At 69.7% G+C, this 16,955-nt stretch carries 14 protein-coding genes and 3 pseudogenes; 5 read left to right on the top strand and 12 right to left on the bottom strand.

The window, feature by feature from the left end; all coding sequences use genetic code 11:
• Positions 1-63, bottom strand: a pseudogene (locus ABZY31_RS28930) (hydrophobic protein); the annotation flags it as partial.
• Between the two features lie 240 nt (positions 64-303).
• Here ABZY31_RS28930 and ABZY31_RS28935 point away from each other — a divergent pair.
• Positions 304-482 (top strand): annotated as a pseudogene (locus ABZY31_RS28935) (IS5/IS1182 family transposase); the annotation flags it as partial.
• Between the two features lie 68 nt (positions 483-550).
• Here the strand turns inward: ABZY31_RS28935 and ABZY31_RS28940 are convergent.
• Together ABZY31_RS28940 and ABZY31_RS28945 are read right to left on the bottom strand one after the other, a co-directional pair.
• On the bottom strand, positions 551-934 hold the full coding sequence (locus ABZY31_RS28940; protein WP_356416073.1) for an SH3 domain-containing protein: 384 nt from the start codon (positions 932-934) through the stop codon (positions 551-553).
• A 240-nt stretch (positions 935-1,174) separates the two neighbouring features.
• Complete coding sequence (locus ABZY31_RS28945) at positions 1,175-1,306, bottom strand: hypothetical protein (protein ID WP_356416076.1); 132 nt, start codon at positions 1,304-1,306, stop codon at positions 1,175-1,177.
• A 385-nt stretch (positions 1,307-1,691) separates the two neighbouring features.
• Here ABZY31_RS28945 and ABZY31_RS28950 point away from each other — a divergent pair, with 385 nt between their 5' ends.
• A complete protein-coding gene (locus ABZY31_RS28950) occupies positions 1,692-2,312 on the top strand; it encodes a DUF6585 family protein (protein WP_356416079.1) in 621 nt (206 codons plus the stop codon).
• 25 nt (positions 2,313-2,337) lie between these two features.
• Positions 2,338-2,463 (top strand): annotated as a pseudogene (locus ABZY31_RS28955) (TraR/DksA C4-type zinc finger protein); the annotation flags it as partial.
• Between the two features lie 279 nt (positions 2,464-2,742).
• On the opposite strand, the gene ABZY31_RS28960 reads toward ABZY31_RS28955, so the two are convergent.
• The 3 genes from ABZY31_RS28960 to ABZY31_RS28970 form a co-directional block, all read right to left on the bottom strand.
• The gene (locus ABZY31_RS28960; protein WP_356416082.1) at positions 2,743-4,224 is read right to left on the bottom strand and encodes an MFS transporter; all 1,482 of its coding nucleotides are present in this window, start codon (positions 4,222-4,224) and stop codon (positions 2,743-2,745) included.
• 479 nt (positions 4,225-4,703) lie between these two features.
• Complete coding sequence (locus ABZY31_RS28965) at positions 4,704-4,994, bottom strand: hypothetical protein (protein WP_356416085.1); 291 nt, start codon at positions 4,992-4,994, stop codon at positions 4,704-4,706.
• Positions 4,995-5,033: 39 nt separating this feature from the next.
• On the bottom strand, positions 5,034-5,933 hold the full coding sequence (locus tag ABZY31_RS28970; RefSeq protein WP_356416087.1) for a hypothetical protein: 900 nt from the start codon (positions 5,931-5,933) through the stop codon (positions 5,034-5,036).
• A gap of 426 nt (positions 5,934-6,359) precedes the next feature.
• Here ABZY31_RS28970 and ABZY31_RS28975 point away from each other — a divergent pair, with 426 nt between their 5' ends.
• Complete coding sequence (locus ABZY31_RS28975) at positions 6,360-7,553, top strand: barstar family protein (RefSeq protein ID WP_356416090.1); 1,194 nt, start codon at positions 6,360-6,362, stop codon at positions 7,551-7,553.
• 64 nt (positions 7,554-7,617) lie between these two features.
• Here the strand turns inward: ABZY31_RS28975 and ABZY31_RS28980 are convergent, their stop codons facing one another.
• A complete protein-coding gene (locus ABZY31_RS28980) occupies positions 7,618-12,210 on the bottom strand; it encodes an AAA family ATPase (RefSeq protein ID WP_356416093.1) in 4,593 nt (1,530 codons plus the stop codon).
• A gap of 161 nt (positions 12,211-12,371) precedes the next feature.
• On the opposite strand from ABZY31_RS28980, the gene ABZY31_RS28985 reads away from it, so the two are divergent.
• Entirely contained in the window at positions 12,372-13,274 is a 903-nt protein-coding gene (locus tag ABZY31_RS28985; protein WP_356416095.1) for a hypothetical protein, read from the top strand.
• Positions 13,275-13,307: 33 nt separating this feature from the next.
• Here the strand turns inward: ABZY31_RS28985 and ABZY31_RS28990 are convergent, their stop codons facing one another.
• From ABZY31_RS28990 to ABZY31_RS29010, 5 genes are all read right to left on the bottom strand, one after another.
• Positions 13,308-13,916, bottom strand: a complete 609-nt coding sequence (locus ABZY31_RS28990) for a Fic family protein (RefSeq protein WP_356416098.1) — start codon at positions 13,914-13,916, stop codon at positions 13,308-13,310.
• Positions 13,903-14,625, bottom strand: coding sequence for a hypothetical protein (locus ABZY31_RS28995; RefSeq protein ID WP_356416101.1), 723 nt, complete (start codon positions 14,623-14,625; stop codon positions 13,903-13,905). The genes ABZY31_RS28990 and ABZY31_RS28995 overlap by 14 nt, the downstream gene beginning before the upstream one ends.
• A gap of 251 nt (positions 14,626-14,876) precedes the next feature.
• Entirely contained in the window at positions 14,877-15,341 is a 465-nt protein-coding gene (locus tag ABZY31_RS29000; RefSeq protein WP_356416104.1) for a GNAT family N-acetyltransferase, read from the bottom strand.
• A 284-nt stretch (positions 15,342-15,625) separates the two neighbouring features.
• Positions 15,626-15,991, bottom strand: a complete 366-nt coding sequence (locus ABZY31_RS29005; protein WP_356416106.1) for a DUF4440 domain-containing protein — start codon at positions 15,989-15,991, stop codon at positions 15,626-15,628.
• Positions 15,981-16,670: a hypothetical protein gene (locus ABZY31_RS29010; protein ID WP_356416109.1), complete on the bottom strand. Its 690-nt coding sequence runs from the start codon at positions 16,668-16,670 to the stop codon at positions 15,981-15,983. Before ABZY31_RS29010 ends, ABZY31_RS29005 begins: the two co-directional genes overlap by 11 nt.
• Positions 16,671-16,955 lie beyond the last annotated feature (285 nt).

Genomic DNA, 16,955 nt, shown 5'->3' on the forward strand with positions numbered 1-16,955 from the left:
CACCGCGAATCCCGCGCCGAAGAGAATCAGAGCCAGCAGAAGAACAAGAAGCAGGGGAACCATAGTTATTACCTCCGAGACACCGTGTGCCCCGAACCAACCCGGCCATGCGTTCGAGTTTATTTGTTTCTTACCTCGTCGGCGGGGCAGCAGAGCGGGTTGCGGTTCGGAGTGCGCACTTGCTCCCTCCCCCTCCCTCTCCCCTGCGTCAGGGGGAAACTGCGCGAGATGACCTGCCCGTTAAAACCGGGGGAACCCGGGCCGGTGCCGTTGTCGGGTCAGCGGCAGTGCCCGCCCTACTGTCACGACCTGGCCGCCGCCCGCACCCACCGGATCATCCGCATCGGCGAGCGCCAGGGCGTTCCCATCGTGGCCCGTCTCGCCTCCCCGGGCGCCGGTCCGTGGCTTACCAGGGGCATCACACGCCCCTGCAGGAACTGACCACCCCCACCGAGAAGATCCGCAACCGTGCCCTGGCCGCCGGAGGGATGTCCGGCGGCCGACGGCCCGTTGCGGGGCTGGGGAACGGTGTCCTCAGCGCGGGTCCCTGTCACTCGCAGGGATAGCTGGTGATGCGGACGGTGTACGCCGAGGAGACCCAGCGGTTGGTGCCCACGTTGCGGAAGCCGTTGGTGGTGGATGCCGACGCGAGGATCGTGGAGCCGTTGGCGTAGGACCCGACGACTGCGTAGACCGTGCCGGGACCGCTGCGGATCAGCAGACCGCCGCTGGCGTTGACCCTGTAGTAGCACCGGGTGGCGAGCGCACCGGCCGGCGCGAGCTCCACGGCCGCGCCCGTCGTGCGGGCGGGTGCGGCGGCCTGGGCCGTGAGACCGCCGCCGAGGAGTGCGGCGGCGGACAGGGCCGCCACGGCCGCCGTGCGGGCGGCGGAGCGACGCGGTGACATGGTGCGGCGTGCTGCTGTGGCGGTCATGGAATCGATTCCCCTTGCGTCGTCGGTTCTGGGTGCGGAACACGTACGTAGGAGCAGGCCCGGGCCGGCCGAGCGGTGTCACCGCTCAAAGACACCGGAGCCGCGCACGACGCTAGCGCCACCGGGGCGAGAGCAGCCCCCTGTCACACGAGAACTCCCCAACTGGAACAGGGGAAGCGGCCCGTTCCGGTTGGGGAGTCCGTAAGACGCTGAATCAAACGTAATCAAGACGTCAGACATTCATGACGTCGGGCAGTCGTGGGCGGCGTCGTGAACGGGCGGGGCCTTCTTGAGGCAGGCGAAGGTCTGCTCGACGACGTCGCGGAGCTTGCCCACGTCCTTGATGTGCGGCGAGCCCCTGCGGGAGATCACGGGCAGGGTCCGGCGTCGGCGGAGCTCTTCGCGGTTGGGTTCGAGTCGTAGACCGGCGCTCAGAGAAGACCCGGTAGCCGCCACCGACCATGTGCGACACGGCCGCGAGCCGGTCATCAGCGGCGCCCCTGCCCCTGACGTGCTCTCTTTTCGCTGGTCGGAGGGTCTACGGGGCAAACGGCCAGATACGGCCGGTCCGCCGACCTGGTCGCAGAGGGACGGCGCGGTCAGTCTCGGAGGCAACGACCGGATCGACTCCTCACCCGGCGCCGCCTCGCCGAGGACCTCGGTACCGCCTTGCGCCCGGCTCACCGGACCATCTTCTCGGGTGGTCCCGGCCTGGATCGATGACGTCCGTCCACGTGACATGAAGCGATCGAACCCCATGAAGGACATCATGATGGAACCACTGCCCTCGGACATTCGAATGACCGCTGATCAGGCCAACTTGGGCGCGCACAAGCACAGCTACGGAGGTACCCGGGGCAAGGACTTCATCCAACGCCTGGACGTGTTCGACAACGGCATCGCGGTCCGGGCCAAGGACGGCACGTGTCTGGCCATCACCTGGCCCGAACTGAAGATGTACGAATCCGCCACCAGCCTGTACGGAGCGGTTTCACACTTCTACAACTTCGAGGACTACAGCGGACACAATTTTCCCATCAGCGGGGCCTGGAAGAAGTCTGATGAAATGACCCAAGTGCTCCGTGTCGCCATTGCCAACGCATGGGTACCCAGCGCGCTGAACCGCATCGCGGAAGGCACTCCTTGGATCTTCGTTTCCGATCCCGCGAAACCCGCGTACAAGCTGGCACTGAGCCGGGAAGGGATAAACTTCGGCACGGAAACGCTCCCCTGGGGCCACATCCAGTACATACGCCTGTCCAGCGGCAACCTGGTCATCAAGAGGCACAAGAAATTCCGGCCCGCCGTGTACCCGTCGGGGTGGATTCCCAACCTATACAGCTTCATGCAGATAGCCCAGACCTTGCACGCCGGATAGCCAGGCCCGGGTCCGGCCACTTCCGGGAGAGTACGGACAGTGTGAAGGCTGCGGTGGAACGATTCCGCCCGAACGCCTGGAGATCCGTCCGGCCGCGACCACCTGCGTCGGCTGCGCGTCCAAAGCGCGCCAGCCGCCGCCTCGCGCCTGACGTCGACCGGAGGCCAGTGCACTGATGCTCCCGCATGTCGACAAGCGGTCGTGGCCTTGAGGAAATCCGTAGCCTCTGGTGGCGAGGCGTCGTTCGAGCGGGGTGCGAAAGGTGGGGCGACTGCTGGTGCCGTCGAGGAAGGAGGTCAGCTGTGCGGCCTCATGGTGATTCCGCGCGGCCCGGGCCTACTCCCAACCCGACGGCGCCGAAGAGGGCGAGAGCGGGTAAGTCTGAGGGCCCAGGTCCCGGCCGATTTCGTGGCCGGGACCTGGGGGTGGCTCAGGCGTCCTGACTGTCCGCGGGCTTGGGCAGGCAGAACATCAGAGCCCACATCAGGGCCAAGAGGCCGCTGACCCACCACAGCACGGTGACGAACGCGTCGCGGTTGACCGCGCCGTCGGGCAAGCCGCCCGTGACGGCGAAGAACACCACGGCGGTCAGCCCGGTGCCCAGCGCGATGCCCAGGTGGATGGCGGTGTTGAACAGGCCCGACGCCGAGCCGGCGTCCTCGTGCGGGACCCTGGCCAGCGACAGATCGGCGAGCGGGCCGGAGACCATGCCCAGGCCAAAGCCGATCAGCACCACTGGAGCGGTCATCGCCAGCAGGGTCAGGTCGGCCTGGTGGCTGCCGATCTGGAGCCCGTAGGCGACCATCGCAGCGGTCGCGATGAGGGCTCCCGCCTGCGGCAGACGGCGGGCGAAGCGTCCGGCGGTCTTCGACGCGATGGTCGCGCCGCCCAGTTCTCCCACGGAGAGCAGCACGAAGGCCACGGCCCCCTCAAGCGGGCTCATGCCGAGTCCGTTCTGCAGGTACAGCGTCCAGGTCATGAAGAACAGGCCGCACAGCAGACCGTGCAGCAGGTCCGCGGCCATGCCCCCGGAGAACTGCCTGATCCGGAAGAGGGGCAGGGTCACCAGCGGGCCGTTGCCCTGCTTGCACTTTTGGTGGCGCAGGAAGACGCCGAGGACCAGGACGCCGACGGCGAGCATGGCGAAGCACCACAGCGGCCATCCGTGGGCGTGGCCCTCGGTGAGCGGGAAGAGGATCAGGCAGATGGCCAGGCCGGACAGCAGCATGCCGACCAGGTCGAGCCGGTCCGCCTTGCGGATGGTCGATTCGGGAATGAACGTGCGTCCGATGAGGAGTACGGCCAGCCCGACGGGCACGTTGACCAGGAAGATCGGCCGCCAGGATAGTCCGAACAGGTTGGCCTGGGTGAGCACGCCGCCCAGGACCGGGCCCAAGACGTTGGCGATGGCCATGACGGCTCCGTACAGGCCGAACGCCTTGCTGCGGTTGTGGCCTTCGAAGGTGACGTGCATGGTCGCCAGAACCTGCGGGATCATCACGGCCACGCCGACGCCCTGGAGCAGGCGGGCGCCGATCAGCACGCCCGGGCCGGTGGCCAGACCGCACAGCAGCGAGGCGGCGGTGAACACGACGGTGCCGATGAGCAGGATCCTGCGGCGGCCGTAGATGTCACCGAGCCGTCCGCCGGTGATCAGCCCGACGGCGACGGGCAGGGAATAAGCGGTGGTCAGCCACTGCACCGCGACCGGTCCAGCGCCGGTCGACTCTTGGATCGCGGGCAGGGCGGTCAGGACGACCGACTGGTCGAGCATGTTCATCAGCTCGGCGGTCAGCAGCACCAGAAGGGCGATCCAGGCCCCCATGGCCATCTTCGAGGGTCCAGGTGATGGGTGGGTCGGGGTCTGGGTGGTGGTGTGCTCTGGCTCGTTGTCGAGCGCGGAGGAAGACAAAACGGGAACTCCTGATCCGAAGGAATCGGGGAGCCCAGCCGACAGCCGCACCGGGGCCGGAAAACACGGAACCCGGGGCAGACGGCAGAGCTGCACCCGGGAGAGAGAACTGAGGGGATGGGTGACGCAACTCAGGCCAGCGCGACGTCCGCCCCCGGACACGTGCGACAACACAGCACGCGGGGAAATACGGACGACTACATGGCCTGGTTAATAAGACGTCACCCCAAGATCGACACAGAAGGAACAGGAATTCCGTTCACTGCCACCGAAACCTCGGCACAGGAACCGAACCACCATACGACACCCCCGGGCGCAAACGCACAGCAGGTGGCACGGCGCGCCCCCGGTGGACCGACACATGCACAATGGCCAGCCCCGCTGTCCGGCGGGGTCGCAGCGCCATGATGTCCAGGCTCTCCGGACCGGCATCGCGGGCGGGCGGCCTCGGGAGACGCCAGCAACTTGGTTACCGACAGTCAGGAACCCAGCGGAACGAACTCCACATTCTCGAATTCGAATTTCCCCTGCTCTATAGCCTCCCGTCTCGTGGGATGACACGTGTCCGCCAACACTTCCCAGTCGGCAGAACAATGGAACAGGTAATAATCCAGATCTCCGTCGTACCGTGCGATCGCCAGATGGGAGCGTTTTTCCTCGAGGGTGTTAAGCGAGTGCCTGGTCCGGCCGGTAGGTCGCTGCGCTCCTTCTATCTGCGCATAAAGCTCGACTGAGGCACCGTCAAGGGTGGCTGGCACAGCTTCACTCATGGACCAATCTCCATACTCGTATTCTCGACCGGCAGGCATTCATGGGCCGTCCTGCATCGATGGTCGGACGTCAAGTGCCTGCGCCCAAGGCGTGGGGTCCGGGCGGCGTCGCCACCACCAACCGACTGCGAGCCCCTCCACGGACCCACCTGTCAGTTCCCGGTGGAGGCTTCCTGACGGGTCTTCCGCTGTCGCCGCGGTGAACCGCCCGTCCAGCTGCTCCAAGGCCTTGGCGAGCAGGTCAGCGACGTCACGGGGCAGGCGGGCGCCGATGCCGGCAAGTTCGTCGCGGGCCTCCAGTCTTTCTCGATAGAGGTCGGCCGGGTACCAGTCTAGCGGCGCCCACCCGGATTCCATCTGCCTGATGAGCCGCTCCCACACGATCAGGTTGTCCCGCGCGGACCAGATTGGGCTGCCGATCTCGTCCTCGAAGGCGAGCCGCGCCAGGCCCGAGGCGGCCTGTCGCATTCCTTCGACCGAGGTTGCGAACGCCTCTGCCACGGGGGTGTCCGGCCGCTGCTCCCTCACGATCTCGGCGAACCGCGTCACCGCGGCTCGAGGGAGCTGCGGCACCGGCGCCTCGACGGCGGAGACCGTGTAGAGGGGAGGCTCGTCGTCCGAGAGCTCGAGCCGTGCACGCGTGAGGAGACCGTCCGGGGTCACGGCCCAGTAGGCGCTCGGGGGCGCTTCCTCCGCGGGGTACAGGACGGTCGTCGTCGCGGCCTTCGCGAACCGCGCCGCGAGGTCGGTCTCGCTCGGCCGGTCCGCGGCCTCCCCCTGGACGTAGATGTCGAGGGACAGGGCCACGTCACCCTGGACCGACCGGTGCTCACACGCGACGGGCGCATCCCAGTTGCGGAGGTCGGGGTCGCCGTCAGGGCCGGCCACTTCCACGTCAACGGTCGCGATGCCCAGGCATCCGGCAAGTGCGGCGCCCATGGTCTGCGTGCTGATGGCGCCGACGGCAAGGAGGTACCTGCTCGTGCTGCGGGGAGGGCTGGGCCCGGGACAAGCTGCAAGAGGCCCTGTTCATGCTGCCGCCACGGGCCGCCGCCGAACTCCGCGTGCGGATCGAGCAACTGGACGTGGTGCTTCTTGGGCGGACGCATGAGGAGCCGATGGCGGATCCGGAGTTGGCGTGGTGGCATCGCAGGTGCTGATCGCGTCCATGACGTCCATCCACTGAGTCGTTGGCCAGCCGCAGGAGTGCAGACACACGTCCAGGGCGCCCACCCCTAGCGCAGCAGCGCTCCGCCGCAGGCTCCAGGGCAGCGCCGCCGACGAACGTGGTCGAGGGCGAGTGACCATCCTTCGCCCTGCCCCCGGGCCAGGCGGGTCCGTATCTTGGGCCCGAAGGTTGCTCACATGCTCGGGGGTTGGGTGCGCGTCGCAGATCACGTCACATGGGACCGGGGCTTTCCGGTGCAGTACCTCCTGGTCCAGGAGGACGGGGACGGCGTGGAACAGCTTTGGGGCAGGTGCGCGGGTGTCGAAGGATTCTTCGTCGACCCGGTCCCGCCGCCACGGGAGGTCCTCACCCTCCGCGGATGCCGCCCCGACGGGCTGCTCAGCGAGGTCCTGGCCGAATCCGACGTCTCCCCACGAAGTCTGGGTGACGTGTGCGTCGAGGTCTGGGACGACGAGCAGCCCGTGCAGTGGTGGACGCTCGTCGATGCGGTCGTCGTGACCCATCGGCCCCACCCGGACGACCCGGCACGGTACGACATCGTGCTCGGCGCCGGCGTCAGGAACGAGGAGAGTTTCCTCGAACTGCCCACGACGCCGCATTTCGAGCTCTTCGCGGGAACGACGGTCGCCGCGGCAAGCGCAGGTCGGTGCTCCGGCGTGGACGGCCTGTTCAAGGCACGTGTGGACCCGGCCCCCGTCCCGATGGAGCTGATCGGCTGCGAGCCCGCGGAGCCCCTGCTCGCGGCGTTGCGGCGACCCCATGAGCGGCAGCGGGACTGGGCCTACCTCATGGTTCTGGACCGTCATGGCGCCGTGATGGCCTCCCGCACCGTGGGCCTGGCCATCACCGGAGCGCGACCGTCCGTGCTCGGCGGCACCCTCGTCGACATCACCCTTAGCGATGGAGGCGACGAGCGGCCACCGCCGGCAGCCCGCCCGATCTGGGCCCAGTGGCATCAGGGGCCGCCCACCGAACCGAACCAGTGGGCGCCGTACGACTCGCACGGCAGGGCCGCGTGGCTGGACCTCACCACCCGTGCGTGGCGGGTGCCCCCGCCCCGGCCGGATCGGTCCGGCGGTGAGCACCATCTCGACGGCCGGTTCGTCACGGACGTCACCGGGCTGCACTGCGCGATCGCCGAGGCCCTGCTCGGACCGGGCCGCTACTTCGGCCGGGAGTGGGACGCGTTCAAGGACTGCCTGTGCGGTGGATTCGGGGTGGTCCCTCCCTTCACCTTGACCTGGCACGATTCCGGGATCGCGCGGCGCGCTCTGGCGGACGTGGTGGGGGATCCGGAGGCCGGGCTCTCCTACTTCGAGGACATCGTGCGGCTCCTCGAACGGCGCGGCGTCACAGTCGTGCTCCGCTGAGCCGCCGCCAGGGCGCATACGACCTCGGCACTGGCCCGGCATCACCCTGGTGAAGGCGCAGCCGTCACAGCAGCCGCTGGTCCAGTGTCAGCGTTGCCAGGCCGGCCGGGCCGTGGAGGTGGAGGACCGGGCCCGTCGGGCCCTTGCCGAACGCCAGGGCGTGGACGGGGGCACCGGTGAGCACGGTGTGCCGGAGCTCGCCGGTCAACGGGTCCCAGATGCGGACGCCGCTTCGGTCCCCCGAGGCCAGCAGGGTGCGGCCGTCGTCCAGGGGGATCGCGGCGAGCGCCAGGGTGTCCGGGGTGCGCCAGTGGGCGACCGGGGAGCCGTCGGCGGTGTCCCAGAGCTGGATGTCCGTGGAGGTCGCGGCCGCCAGCAGCGTCCGGCCGTGCGATGGGAAGACGCACGGGCGCTGGAAGAGCGCGCCCCGCCGGCCCGGGGGGCTCAAGGTGGTGACGGTGCTTCCGGAGGTGAGATCGACCAGGGCGATGCCCTTGCTCCCCACCACAGCGATCACGGTGGTGGTGCCGTCCGGCGTGGGGACCGGCGCGAGCGACTGGGGGGAGCCGATACCCGGGCCGAGCATGAAGGAAGAGGCGCTCTCCACCCCGCTGACCGGATCCCACACCACGGAACGGATGCCCCGCTCCGCCTCCCACCAGACGGCCATCGGCAGGCCGTCCGTCGTCGTGCTGGTGAGGCACGTCGGCAAGTAGGTCGTGGGGTTTCTCTCGACGACGTGGACGGTGTCCCCCGACACGAGGTCACAGATCGACCATGTGCTGCGGCTCTCGACCGCGACGAACGCCGTACCGGCGGGTGAGGGGATCGGCTCGACCGCCAGGACGGGACCGACGTCCAGATGGTTCACCAGGCGCCCCGTCACCGCGTCGCGAACCTCCAGACGGGGGCGGGTCTTGAGCTGACGGCCGACTTGGACCTCGACGCGGGCTCCCAGGACGACGACCTCCCCGGTCCCTCCGGCGCCCGGATAGACCGAGCGGCACAGCGGCCACATCTGGCGCCGTCGGGACAACACCAGTGAGGGCCCCTCGTACAGGGTCTCCGCCAGACCGTCCTCGTACAGCGCGCTGTCCTGGCCGAGGTCCCACCGTCGGATGCCCTGCGGGCCGGCTGAAACCAAGCCCCCGTCCAGTACCGCGAGTGCTTCGACGGACGGGACGTCCGCGGCGAAGGTCTTCTCCCAGCGGCCGGCGATGTCCTGTACGACGATCCGGCCGGCGCCGACCGACGCCAGTGCCTCACCGCCGGGCAGTGCGACCAGGCCGGAACCTCGGATCCGGCGATGTGGCACTTGTGCACCGCGGAAGGGGTCCCACACCTGGGCAAGGGGCACTCCTTCACCTCCGCGCATGACGACGAGCAGGTCGTCCCGTCCCGGCCTGGGCACGGCCAGGACCGCGCGGGCCTGCGAGTTCCCGAACGGCGGGTGTGCCGTCAGCCCTGAGAAGGGGTCCCAGAGCCGGATCCCCTCGGGTGTGGTGAGTGCCACCAGCGCATGCCCGCTCGCTCGGCGGACCACCGTCGGCGAGGCCCCGGTCTCACCAGACGCCTCTGGAAGGTCTTCGGCCCGGACCGTTTCGCCCGGGCCGGTGCCGCGCGAGTCGGGCTTCCACAGGAGGACGCCCCCCGTCTCGGTGACGACGAACAGCTTCCAGCGCGCGATCCCATCCTGGAGGACGCGTACGGTGAGGACGCCCGGCAGCGACATCGCGGTGATGGCGTGGCCCGAACCGGGGTCGCGGATGGTGACACCCTCCGCATCCCAGGTGACCAGGAAGGTCCCCCCACCGGTCCCCCGGATGGCGCACATGTCCCGCACCGCGGGGCGGGCGGCGTCGAGTTCGGCGGTCAGGCGGCCGGTCGCCGAGTCCCAGATGCGAACGCCTCCCGCGCCCGACAGCACGGCGATCAGCGCCCGCCCGTCCAGCGTGGGCAGTACGCACAGGCTCTTGGTACGGCCGAGGGTCGGCGCCAGTACGTTCACCCGGGCGGCCCACCGGCCCCAGGCGAGGGAGGCCGGCAGCCCGGCCGGTGCTTGCCACGACTCGTCCCGTACGCCCCGCTGGAACGCGATGCTGCCGGCGCGCGAGACCGCGTCCACGCTCTCGTCGACGTACGGCTCGATCAGCGCGGCGGCCGTCAGCATCCGGAGCGAGGGATCGGCCGTCGGCAGGGGCAGCCCCAGGCGGGTCCGCAGGCTTCCGGAGGTCTCCTGGGCCAGGAGTTCCAGCGGTACGTGCGGATCGTCCAGCACCTCACCGGCAGCCGCGTGGTGGAGGAAGTGCCTGCGCACGTACGGGTGGGCGGGGTGCGGCCGGGAGCGTTCGACCAGGGAGGCCAGGGCGTGGGCGATCGAGGCGTGGGCGGACACGAGCACCTCCCGGCCGGTGTCGGGGAACCACCACGCGGAGTCCGTGGCGGATGCCGGTGCCAGCAGCCAGCTGGGGTCCGCGATCAGGAGGTCGGTCAGCCGCTGGTGGACGGGCCGGTAGACGCTGCGCGCGTCCTCCTCGGCCGTGGCCAGGTACCCCGTCAGGCGGCTGTCGCGGAGCGTCCGGATGGCGTCGCGAGCGGTGGGCACGCTGACGTAACCGGAGCCGTACTCGGCGCTGGCGAGCGCGGTGGTGACGGCGGGCCAGACCTCTGCCCAGGGCAAGCCGGCGCCCGGTGCGAAGGCCGTTGCCCGCAGGGCCGCGACCAGGAGGGCGGCCGAAAACCCGGTGGCCAGGGACACGGCCCTGATGTCCTCGCGGAGGAGCCCGGTGGTGCCGTTCGCGAGGCGGCTCAGCCACCCGTCCTCGGCCAGGTCCTGGCGGGTCCCGGCCCGCCGCAACTGGTCGGCGGCGATCCGGGCGTCCAGGAAGGACGGCATGACCGCGTCCGCGATGACACCCGCCGCTTCGGCGGCCGCTTCCGGGGCGTCGTGGTACGGGCTGCCGGCCGTCTCCAGCAGCAGGGTGGCGGCGTAGGCGGCGATGTCCTCGGCGCAGTCCGGGCCGTCGCTGCGCAGCACACCGGGCGTGAGGCCCTCGGCTTCCAGGGCTTGGGTCAGCCGCAGCAGCAGGTGGTCCGCGCGCTCGTCCACCAGGTCCGCTCCCGCCGGGTGGGCGGAGCCGCCCGGGGAGCTGCGGATACCGAGGAGGAGTCGGACGAGGCGGTCCCCGCCCGGGCCGCGCAGACGGGCGAGCGGCAGGACCACGTCGTTGAAGACGGCGAGCGGATCGTCGGCCTCGTCCAGTGCGTCGATGACCAGGCAGACGGGGCGCGCCCCGGCCGTGGCCCGGCCCAGCACCCGTCGGAGCAGGTCCTGGAGGGGCGGCCGCGTGTCCAGGCCGGGCCACGGGCCCCCGTACTCATTGCCGAGGCCGGCGACCAGGTCCCGGACGACCACCAGTGCGGACTTGTTGCGGGCCAGCACGGCGACGTCGACCGACCCCGGATCCGGCCGCAGTTCCCCGGGGATGTCCGCCACCAGGGCGGCGTTCCGCGGATCCGCGACGAACCCCCGGTCGGAGAGGGTGACCAGGCGGGCCAGCAGCGCGGACTTACCGGAGCCGGCGGCGCCCGTGACCACGAGCACCTCCTCGGAGCCCCGGAGGAAACCGGTCAGACGGGTCATCTGGGCGGCCCGGCCGCTGAAGTACCAGCCCGCGTCGCCGGCGGCCGTACGTCCCGAGGCACGGTCGAGCCAGAACTCGTCCAGGGCGCCCGGGTACGGATCGGGATCCCCCAGCGGGATCGAAGGGCCGGCGGTCTCACGGGCCGTACGGGCGTCCGCCTCCGCGTCGGCGGCCGGACCCGCGATCGCGGGCAGGGCCAGTTGCCGCAGAGCGGGCGCGATCGTGCTGACGGGCGCCCGGTAGCGGGGATTGGGCAGACAGGCGCTGGGCCCGCGGCGGCGCTTGCGCGGCACGACCCACCGGGCGTCCACGAGGTTCTTCTCGACACCTTGCGCGTCGCGTCCGACCTCGTCCAGGAGCTTCTCCCACTCCTCGAACGACAAGTGCGGTGCGGTGAACCCGGCGGCCTCGTCCCGCATGCGCGCGCAGGCCAGCGCCAACCGCTTGGTGAACGAGCCGACCTGGGGCTGCTCGTTGTGGTCGCCGGCCGTGACGACGGCCGCACCGTCGTGGTTGCGGCGCTCATCGGACAGGGCCAGGAGCAGCCCGGTCAGCTCGATGTCCAGGGTGCCGGAGAAGCACGAGTCCACGAGCACCAGCACGTGCTCGGATTGGCTGTCCAGGACCGCCGTGATGAGCTCGCTCGTGGGGAACGCCGTGGCGAACAGACGATCGGGATCGGTCTCGGCGAGCATGAGGAAATGGCGGTGCGCGTCGCGCCGCATACCGTGCCCGGTGACGTAGACGACGACGGCGTCGCGGTAGCCCGCCGCGGCGAGGTCCTCGTGGCGCAGGAACTCCCGCAGCTCGGCCGCCGAACGGACCGAGGGTGCCCGGCTCACCTCGAAGCGGCGCTGGTCGTCGAGTTCCGGGTCGGCGAGCCAGCCCGTGATCCGCTCCACCTGGGCGGCTATCGCCTCGTCGAAACCGACGGGGCTCTCCTTGTAACCGTCGACCGCGACCACGATCAGCCGCCGACGCCGGATGCTCCCGCCCAGCTCTTGCGTACCCACAGTTCTCCCCCTGGTCCGCGCGCGATGTGCGGCGTACGGCCGGCCCAGCCTATCCGCGCCAGCGAAAGCGGCTGGAGGGGAACCGCAGATACGATCGCCCCCGGGGCGGGGCCGGACGAAACGGCCGCGGTGGAACGGCGGAACGGCGGAGCGGGGGAAGCGTGAAGATGCTGCAGATCGTCGGCGTGCACGGCATCAACCAGGGGAAGTCGGCTACGACGGAGGCACTGAGCCGGAGTTGGCAGGTACCGGTGGACGAAGGGCTGGCCGACTCGGGCCATGCCGCGGCGGCGGGCCCGGTCAGGCTCACCGTCCCCTCGTACCAGGGCGTCTACCCGAAGACGGTGACCCGGCACATGCGGCTGGGCCCGGGCGCCGCCGGTCCGGACGAGGACGCGCCCGTCGGCGAGGAGGAAGAGGAGTTCATCCTCCAGGCCCTGGCCGCCTACGCGCCGTCGGCCGTCGCCGAGGAGGACCACTCCCCCGTGGCCGGCCAGACGCTGGGACCGGGCGACGGCCGGTTCACACCGCGGATCCTCAGGCGCGCCCAGGCCGTGGACCGGGTGGCAGGCAAGGGCGTGACCGGCCGTCTGCTGTGGCTGGTGCGCGAAGCGCACGGCTACCTGCGCGACGAGGAGACCGGTGCCGCCGTACGCGCCGAGGTGCGGGCGGCCCTGGCCGCTACGGGCGCCCGGATGGTGATCGCACACTCGCTGGGCAGCGTCGTGTTCTACGACATGCTGAGCCGCGGCGAGGTTCCGGCCTCCCCGGACGGGAGCCAGACGGTGACCTCCCTGATCACTTGCGGATCCCCGCTGAGCTGGCTGGCCGTCAGGAAGGGCGTCCACACGGCCGGTGCACCGCTGGTCGTCCCGGCCGGGGTGGAGTGGACGAACCTCTACGCGTCGTTCGACCCGGTGAACAAGTTCCGGGGCCTGTCCCCCCTCGCGGCCGGGGTCACGGACGTGAAGGTCGACAACGGCAGGCTGAAAGCCCACGACGTCCACCGCTACCTCGACAAGCCCGCCGTCGCCGAACGCATCGTGAAGGCCCGACTGCTCTGAGGGGCCGGGCGGGGAGGCTCTCACCCGGAGGCTTCAGTGCCGGCAGCGGTTGAGCACCCCGATGAGAGCGGCGAGGTCGGCGGCACCGGCCGGATCATCCGCGTAGCGGGTGGTCTGGAGAGGACCGACCTCAGGAAGGACGATGTCCTCCCGCGCCAGGACATGGACCAAGGTCAACAGCGCGGCGCGGGCATTGCCATCGGTGAAGGGGTGGAAGAACGCCACGTCGAGGTAGGCGCGGGCCGCTCGGGCCGCCAGCGGGATGTCCGGGTCGGTCGTTTCGCGCAGGCAGGAATCGAAATCGGCCTGCGTGTGAGGGGTCAGGCCGTAGCGCTCACGGCCGGCCTTCGCATAGGCGTCGCTCACGCGGAACGGTGCCCCTGGTGCGGCGAGGACTTCGCGCTGCCAACCGGCCAGCAGCGCAAAGTCCAACGGGGTCCGGCGGGCGGCATCTTCTCGGACCAGGGCATAGGCGGCGAGCAGACGCTCGGCGCGCACCGGGTCGCGCCGGCGCACCGGTCCCTCGCACCAGGACCGGAATCCATCGCGGTCGGTAGGGACCCGCTGGAGGGCCGGTGCGTGGTGCCAGTCGGCCTCTCGGCGCACGCGCAGCCAGGCCGAGAGGCTGTCAGGTGCGGTCATGGAAGTCCTCCAGAGCCGTCCTCTCACGGTGGTCCTGGTAGGAGGCGTGGCCGGTGAGGGCAACGGCCAGATCCTCGCCGACGGATTCGATCAGCGTCCGTTCGGGGGCGACCCAGCTCTTGAACCGGCCGCCGATCGCGTCCTCCACTGCTCGTGCGGCGTCGGCTGGGTCCATGCCGGTGCTGGTGAGGAACCAGTTCAGGACGATCGAGGCCTGGCTGTGCCAGCCGCCCTCCGCGCCCGAGTCCAGCGTGTGGGTCACGAGCCGGACGCAGGCCCGCTCCAGGTGCCAACTGCGATCCTCGGGTGAGGCGTCCGGCGGCGGCGCCAGTTCGGCGAAGCGCTGGGCCGTTCGCTCCAGCCACGCCCGCCACTCCAACAGCGCGGCCACGACGCGTTCTGCGGTTGCGTCGGGGGTCGTCACCGAGGTCGGACCGCTGACCCAGTGACCGATGGGTCCGCCGTCGCGGTAGCACCAGCTCCATCCCCAGGTCCAGGCCCCGTATCGCTCCCGGATGACCGCGTCCACCTGACTCTCACACCAGCGTTCTCCCTGCCACCAGCCGGCCATGCCGGAGAGCACGGGTGGCACCCACTCGCGGACGAGCGAGCGGAGGTGCTCCTCCTCGTCCTGGTCCCAGGCGAACGAGTGGCGGGCAGGGTCGAACTCGTCCCAGTTCCGGATGTCCTCATAGCTGAGGCGGGGCACACGGTTCTCGGGGAAGGGCAGGGTGTCACGGTTGTACGTCAGGGCTGGCCACTCTTCCTGTCCGATGTGATCGACCCATCAGTCTCGGCTCAATGTCCCTGGGACCGCGAACGGTTTTTCGGACCACGCCGGCTTGTCCGCGGACCACGTCAGCGAGCTCCAGGGTCGTCGGCCGTCACTGTGCCGTCTGACCACGGCGCACCCAGTCCGAGAAGCCGTGCGCAATGTACCGGTTGGGCAGAAACGCGGGTTCAGCTCAGTTCCAGCACGCCCACCGTTTGGTCTCCGCTGGTCTCTCCGGTGGGACGGAAGCCGAGTGCCAGGTAGAAACCCGCTGGGCCATCCGGTCCGGGATGCCAGGTGGTCGTCAGCCGCGTGCCTCCCCGGCGCCGGATCTCGTTGGCAACGGACTGCACTGCGAAGCGTCCCAAGCCTCGGCCCTGCTTTCCCTCAGCGATGTTGAGACGCCAGAGTCCGGAGCGGAAGTCGGTGCGCTTGCCGGTCCAGTCGATGTCGAAGAAGGCCATGAGGAACCCGACGACTTCGTCGTCGTCGCAGATGAGCCGGGGCCATGCGATGCCGGGGTGGACGTATGCCTCGGCGAGTGACTTCACCACAGGTGCCACCAGGTGTTCCTGGTCGGGGCGGACTCTCAGGTCGATAGCGCTCTCGAAGTTGTCAGGAGTGATTTCTTGCAGGTGCAGCGAAGTTGGCATGTCCGCACTCTAAGTAGCTGCTGCACGTGATTTCCGGAGCGTGCCGGCCATGATCAGCCGACAGACTCGTCTTCTCGGCCCAGTCGTCGGTGCGTGGGCCCTTTCGGGTCCTTCAGGGGCTGTGCTGTTGGTCAACGGCGCGTGGCGCCGGGATCGGTGCGGGGTGGGGTCGGGCCACTCAGGTGGGCGGGTGGGGGCGAAGTCTGTTACAGATAACTTTGTTCGGGGGCCAAGAGGTATGCACCCGGGCTCGATCGTGCTTCACAGCCAACGGTCGTACCCGCTCAACCGGTCAACGTGCCCTGGTGGAAGTACATCCGCCAGCCCGTCTCCGTCAGCCGCCACAAAGAACTCCGCCACGCGCGCCGGCCCTGGTCATCGGCGAAGTAGGTCAGGTGAACGACGCCCGGAGCAAGTACGACGCCGGACATGTCGCTCACCTTGACCACAGACTCCGGGGCCATTGCACCGCCGCTCGTCACACTGAGGATCGACTCCACATCCCACCGGCGTCCGGAAGCCCCGATCTCGGTGAACTCCGGGTCCAGTAGCTCCAGGACGCGGGCCGGAGAAGCACGCACCTCGGGATCGAGAAGCTTCATTTCCCCATCGATGGCCTCCTGCACGGCCCGTTCACCCTCATTCGTCATGCGGGAATCCTACGGAGCCGCTAGCAACAGCACAGCGATCGGAGGCTTCCGCGGACACCCGCTTCGAGGCCTCCAGCCACGCGTCCTGGATGTCCTGAGTCTCATCCAGAGCTGGATCGCGTACCCCGTCGGTTCCGTACGCAGGGGAACGGTCCGCACGCACGGGCACATGGGCGCAATACCAGGCCCGTATGGCACCCGCTCGTTCGGCATCGCTGCCGATCCGCAGGTAGTCGACCAGTGCTGCCATCACGCGGCGGCGCCCGAACGCGTAGACCGCCGGCTCCACGAACCAGCGGCAAAAGCTGGGATCCGGGTCGTACACGGCTGCAGCCATCAGCGGGGCGAACAGCTCCTCCGGCAGACTGGCGCGTTCGAGCAAGGGCTTGCGCACGGCATGGGCGAGGTGACGGGCACGCCGGTCGTTCGGCCTCGTCGCGACGTCGTCAATGCCCAGCAGGCGAGCCACCTCCGCCGCGCATGTCAGGAATGAGCGCGGTTCCATGCTACTAGGTTCACCGTCGGCCACCACAGCATTCTGGACCGGCCACGTCGGCAGGAACAGCACCAGCGGTGGCTGATCCTGCCGCAAGGCTGCCGCCCCTCTCTTGAGCGGTTTAGCCTGCGGCTCCTGAACCCGGTTCCGGATGCCGAACTGAGCCCCGTCGCCGTTCGCCATGTTGCACCGTCCGCGGAGCTGGCGGGCGACCCTGATCCCGACGTCCGCGGGGCCGTGACAGAACATCCGGACCTGTCCCCTGAGCTGCGGGACGTACTGGCATCGGATGCCGACGTCTTCGTCCGCAACGCGATCGCCGCCCGCCCGGACACTCCCCCGTCCCTGCGCGAGAGCATCGTGGCCACCCTGGAGACGGACGACCCCATGACCCAATGGGCCCTGTCCGCACTGAGAAACCCTCAGCCATGCCCTCCCCCCGCGTCAGTGCCGCCAAGACTCACGCGA

The sequence above is a fragment of the Streptomyces sp. NPDC006529 genome, from assembly GCF_040611795.1.
In the GTDB taxonomy this organism is placed as follows: Bacteria; Actinomycetota; Actinomycetes; order Streptomycetales; family Streptomycetaceae; genus Streptomyces.

Coding starts and splice junctions, on each gene's coding strand:
- ABZY31_RS28940 (WP_356416073.1), bottom strand. CDS start 934: ATGACCGCCACAGCAGCACGCCGCACCATGTCACCGCGTCGCTCCGCC.
- ABZY31_RS28950 (WP_356416079.1), top strand. CDS start 1,692: ATGAAGGACATCATGATGGAACCACTGCCCTCGGACATTCGAATGACC.
- ABZY31_RS28965 (WP_356416085.1), bottom strand. CDS start 4,994: ATGAGTGAAGCTGTGCCAGCCACCCTTGACGGTGCCTCAGTCGAGCTT.
- ABZY31_RS28970 (WP_356416087.1), bottom strand. CDS start 5,933: ATGGGCGCCGCACTTGCCGGATGCCTGGGCATCGCGACCGTTGACGTG.
- ABZY31_RS28975 (WP_356416090.1), top strand. CDS start 6,360: ATGCTCGGGGGTTGGGTGCGCGTCGCAGATCACGTCACATGGGACCGG.
- ABZY31_RS28990 (WP_356416098.1), bottom strand. CDS start 13,916: ATGACCGCACCTGACAGCCTCTCGGCCTGGCTGCGCGTGCGCCGAGAG.
- ABZY31_RS29000 (WP_356416104.1), bottom strand. CDS start 15,341: ATGCCAACTTCGCTGCACCTGCAAGAAATCACTCCTGACAACTTCGAG.
- ABZY31_RS29005 (WP_356416106.1), bottom strand. CDS start 15,991: ATGACGAATGAGGGTGAACGGGCCGTGCAGGAGGCCATCGATGGGGAA.
- ABZY31_RS29010 (WP_356416109.1), bottom strand. CDS start 16,670: ATGGCGAACGGCGACGGGGCTCAGTTCGGCATCCGGAACCGGGTTCAG.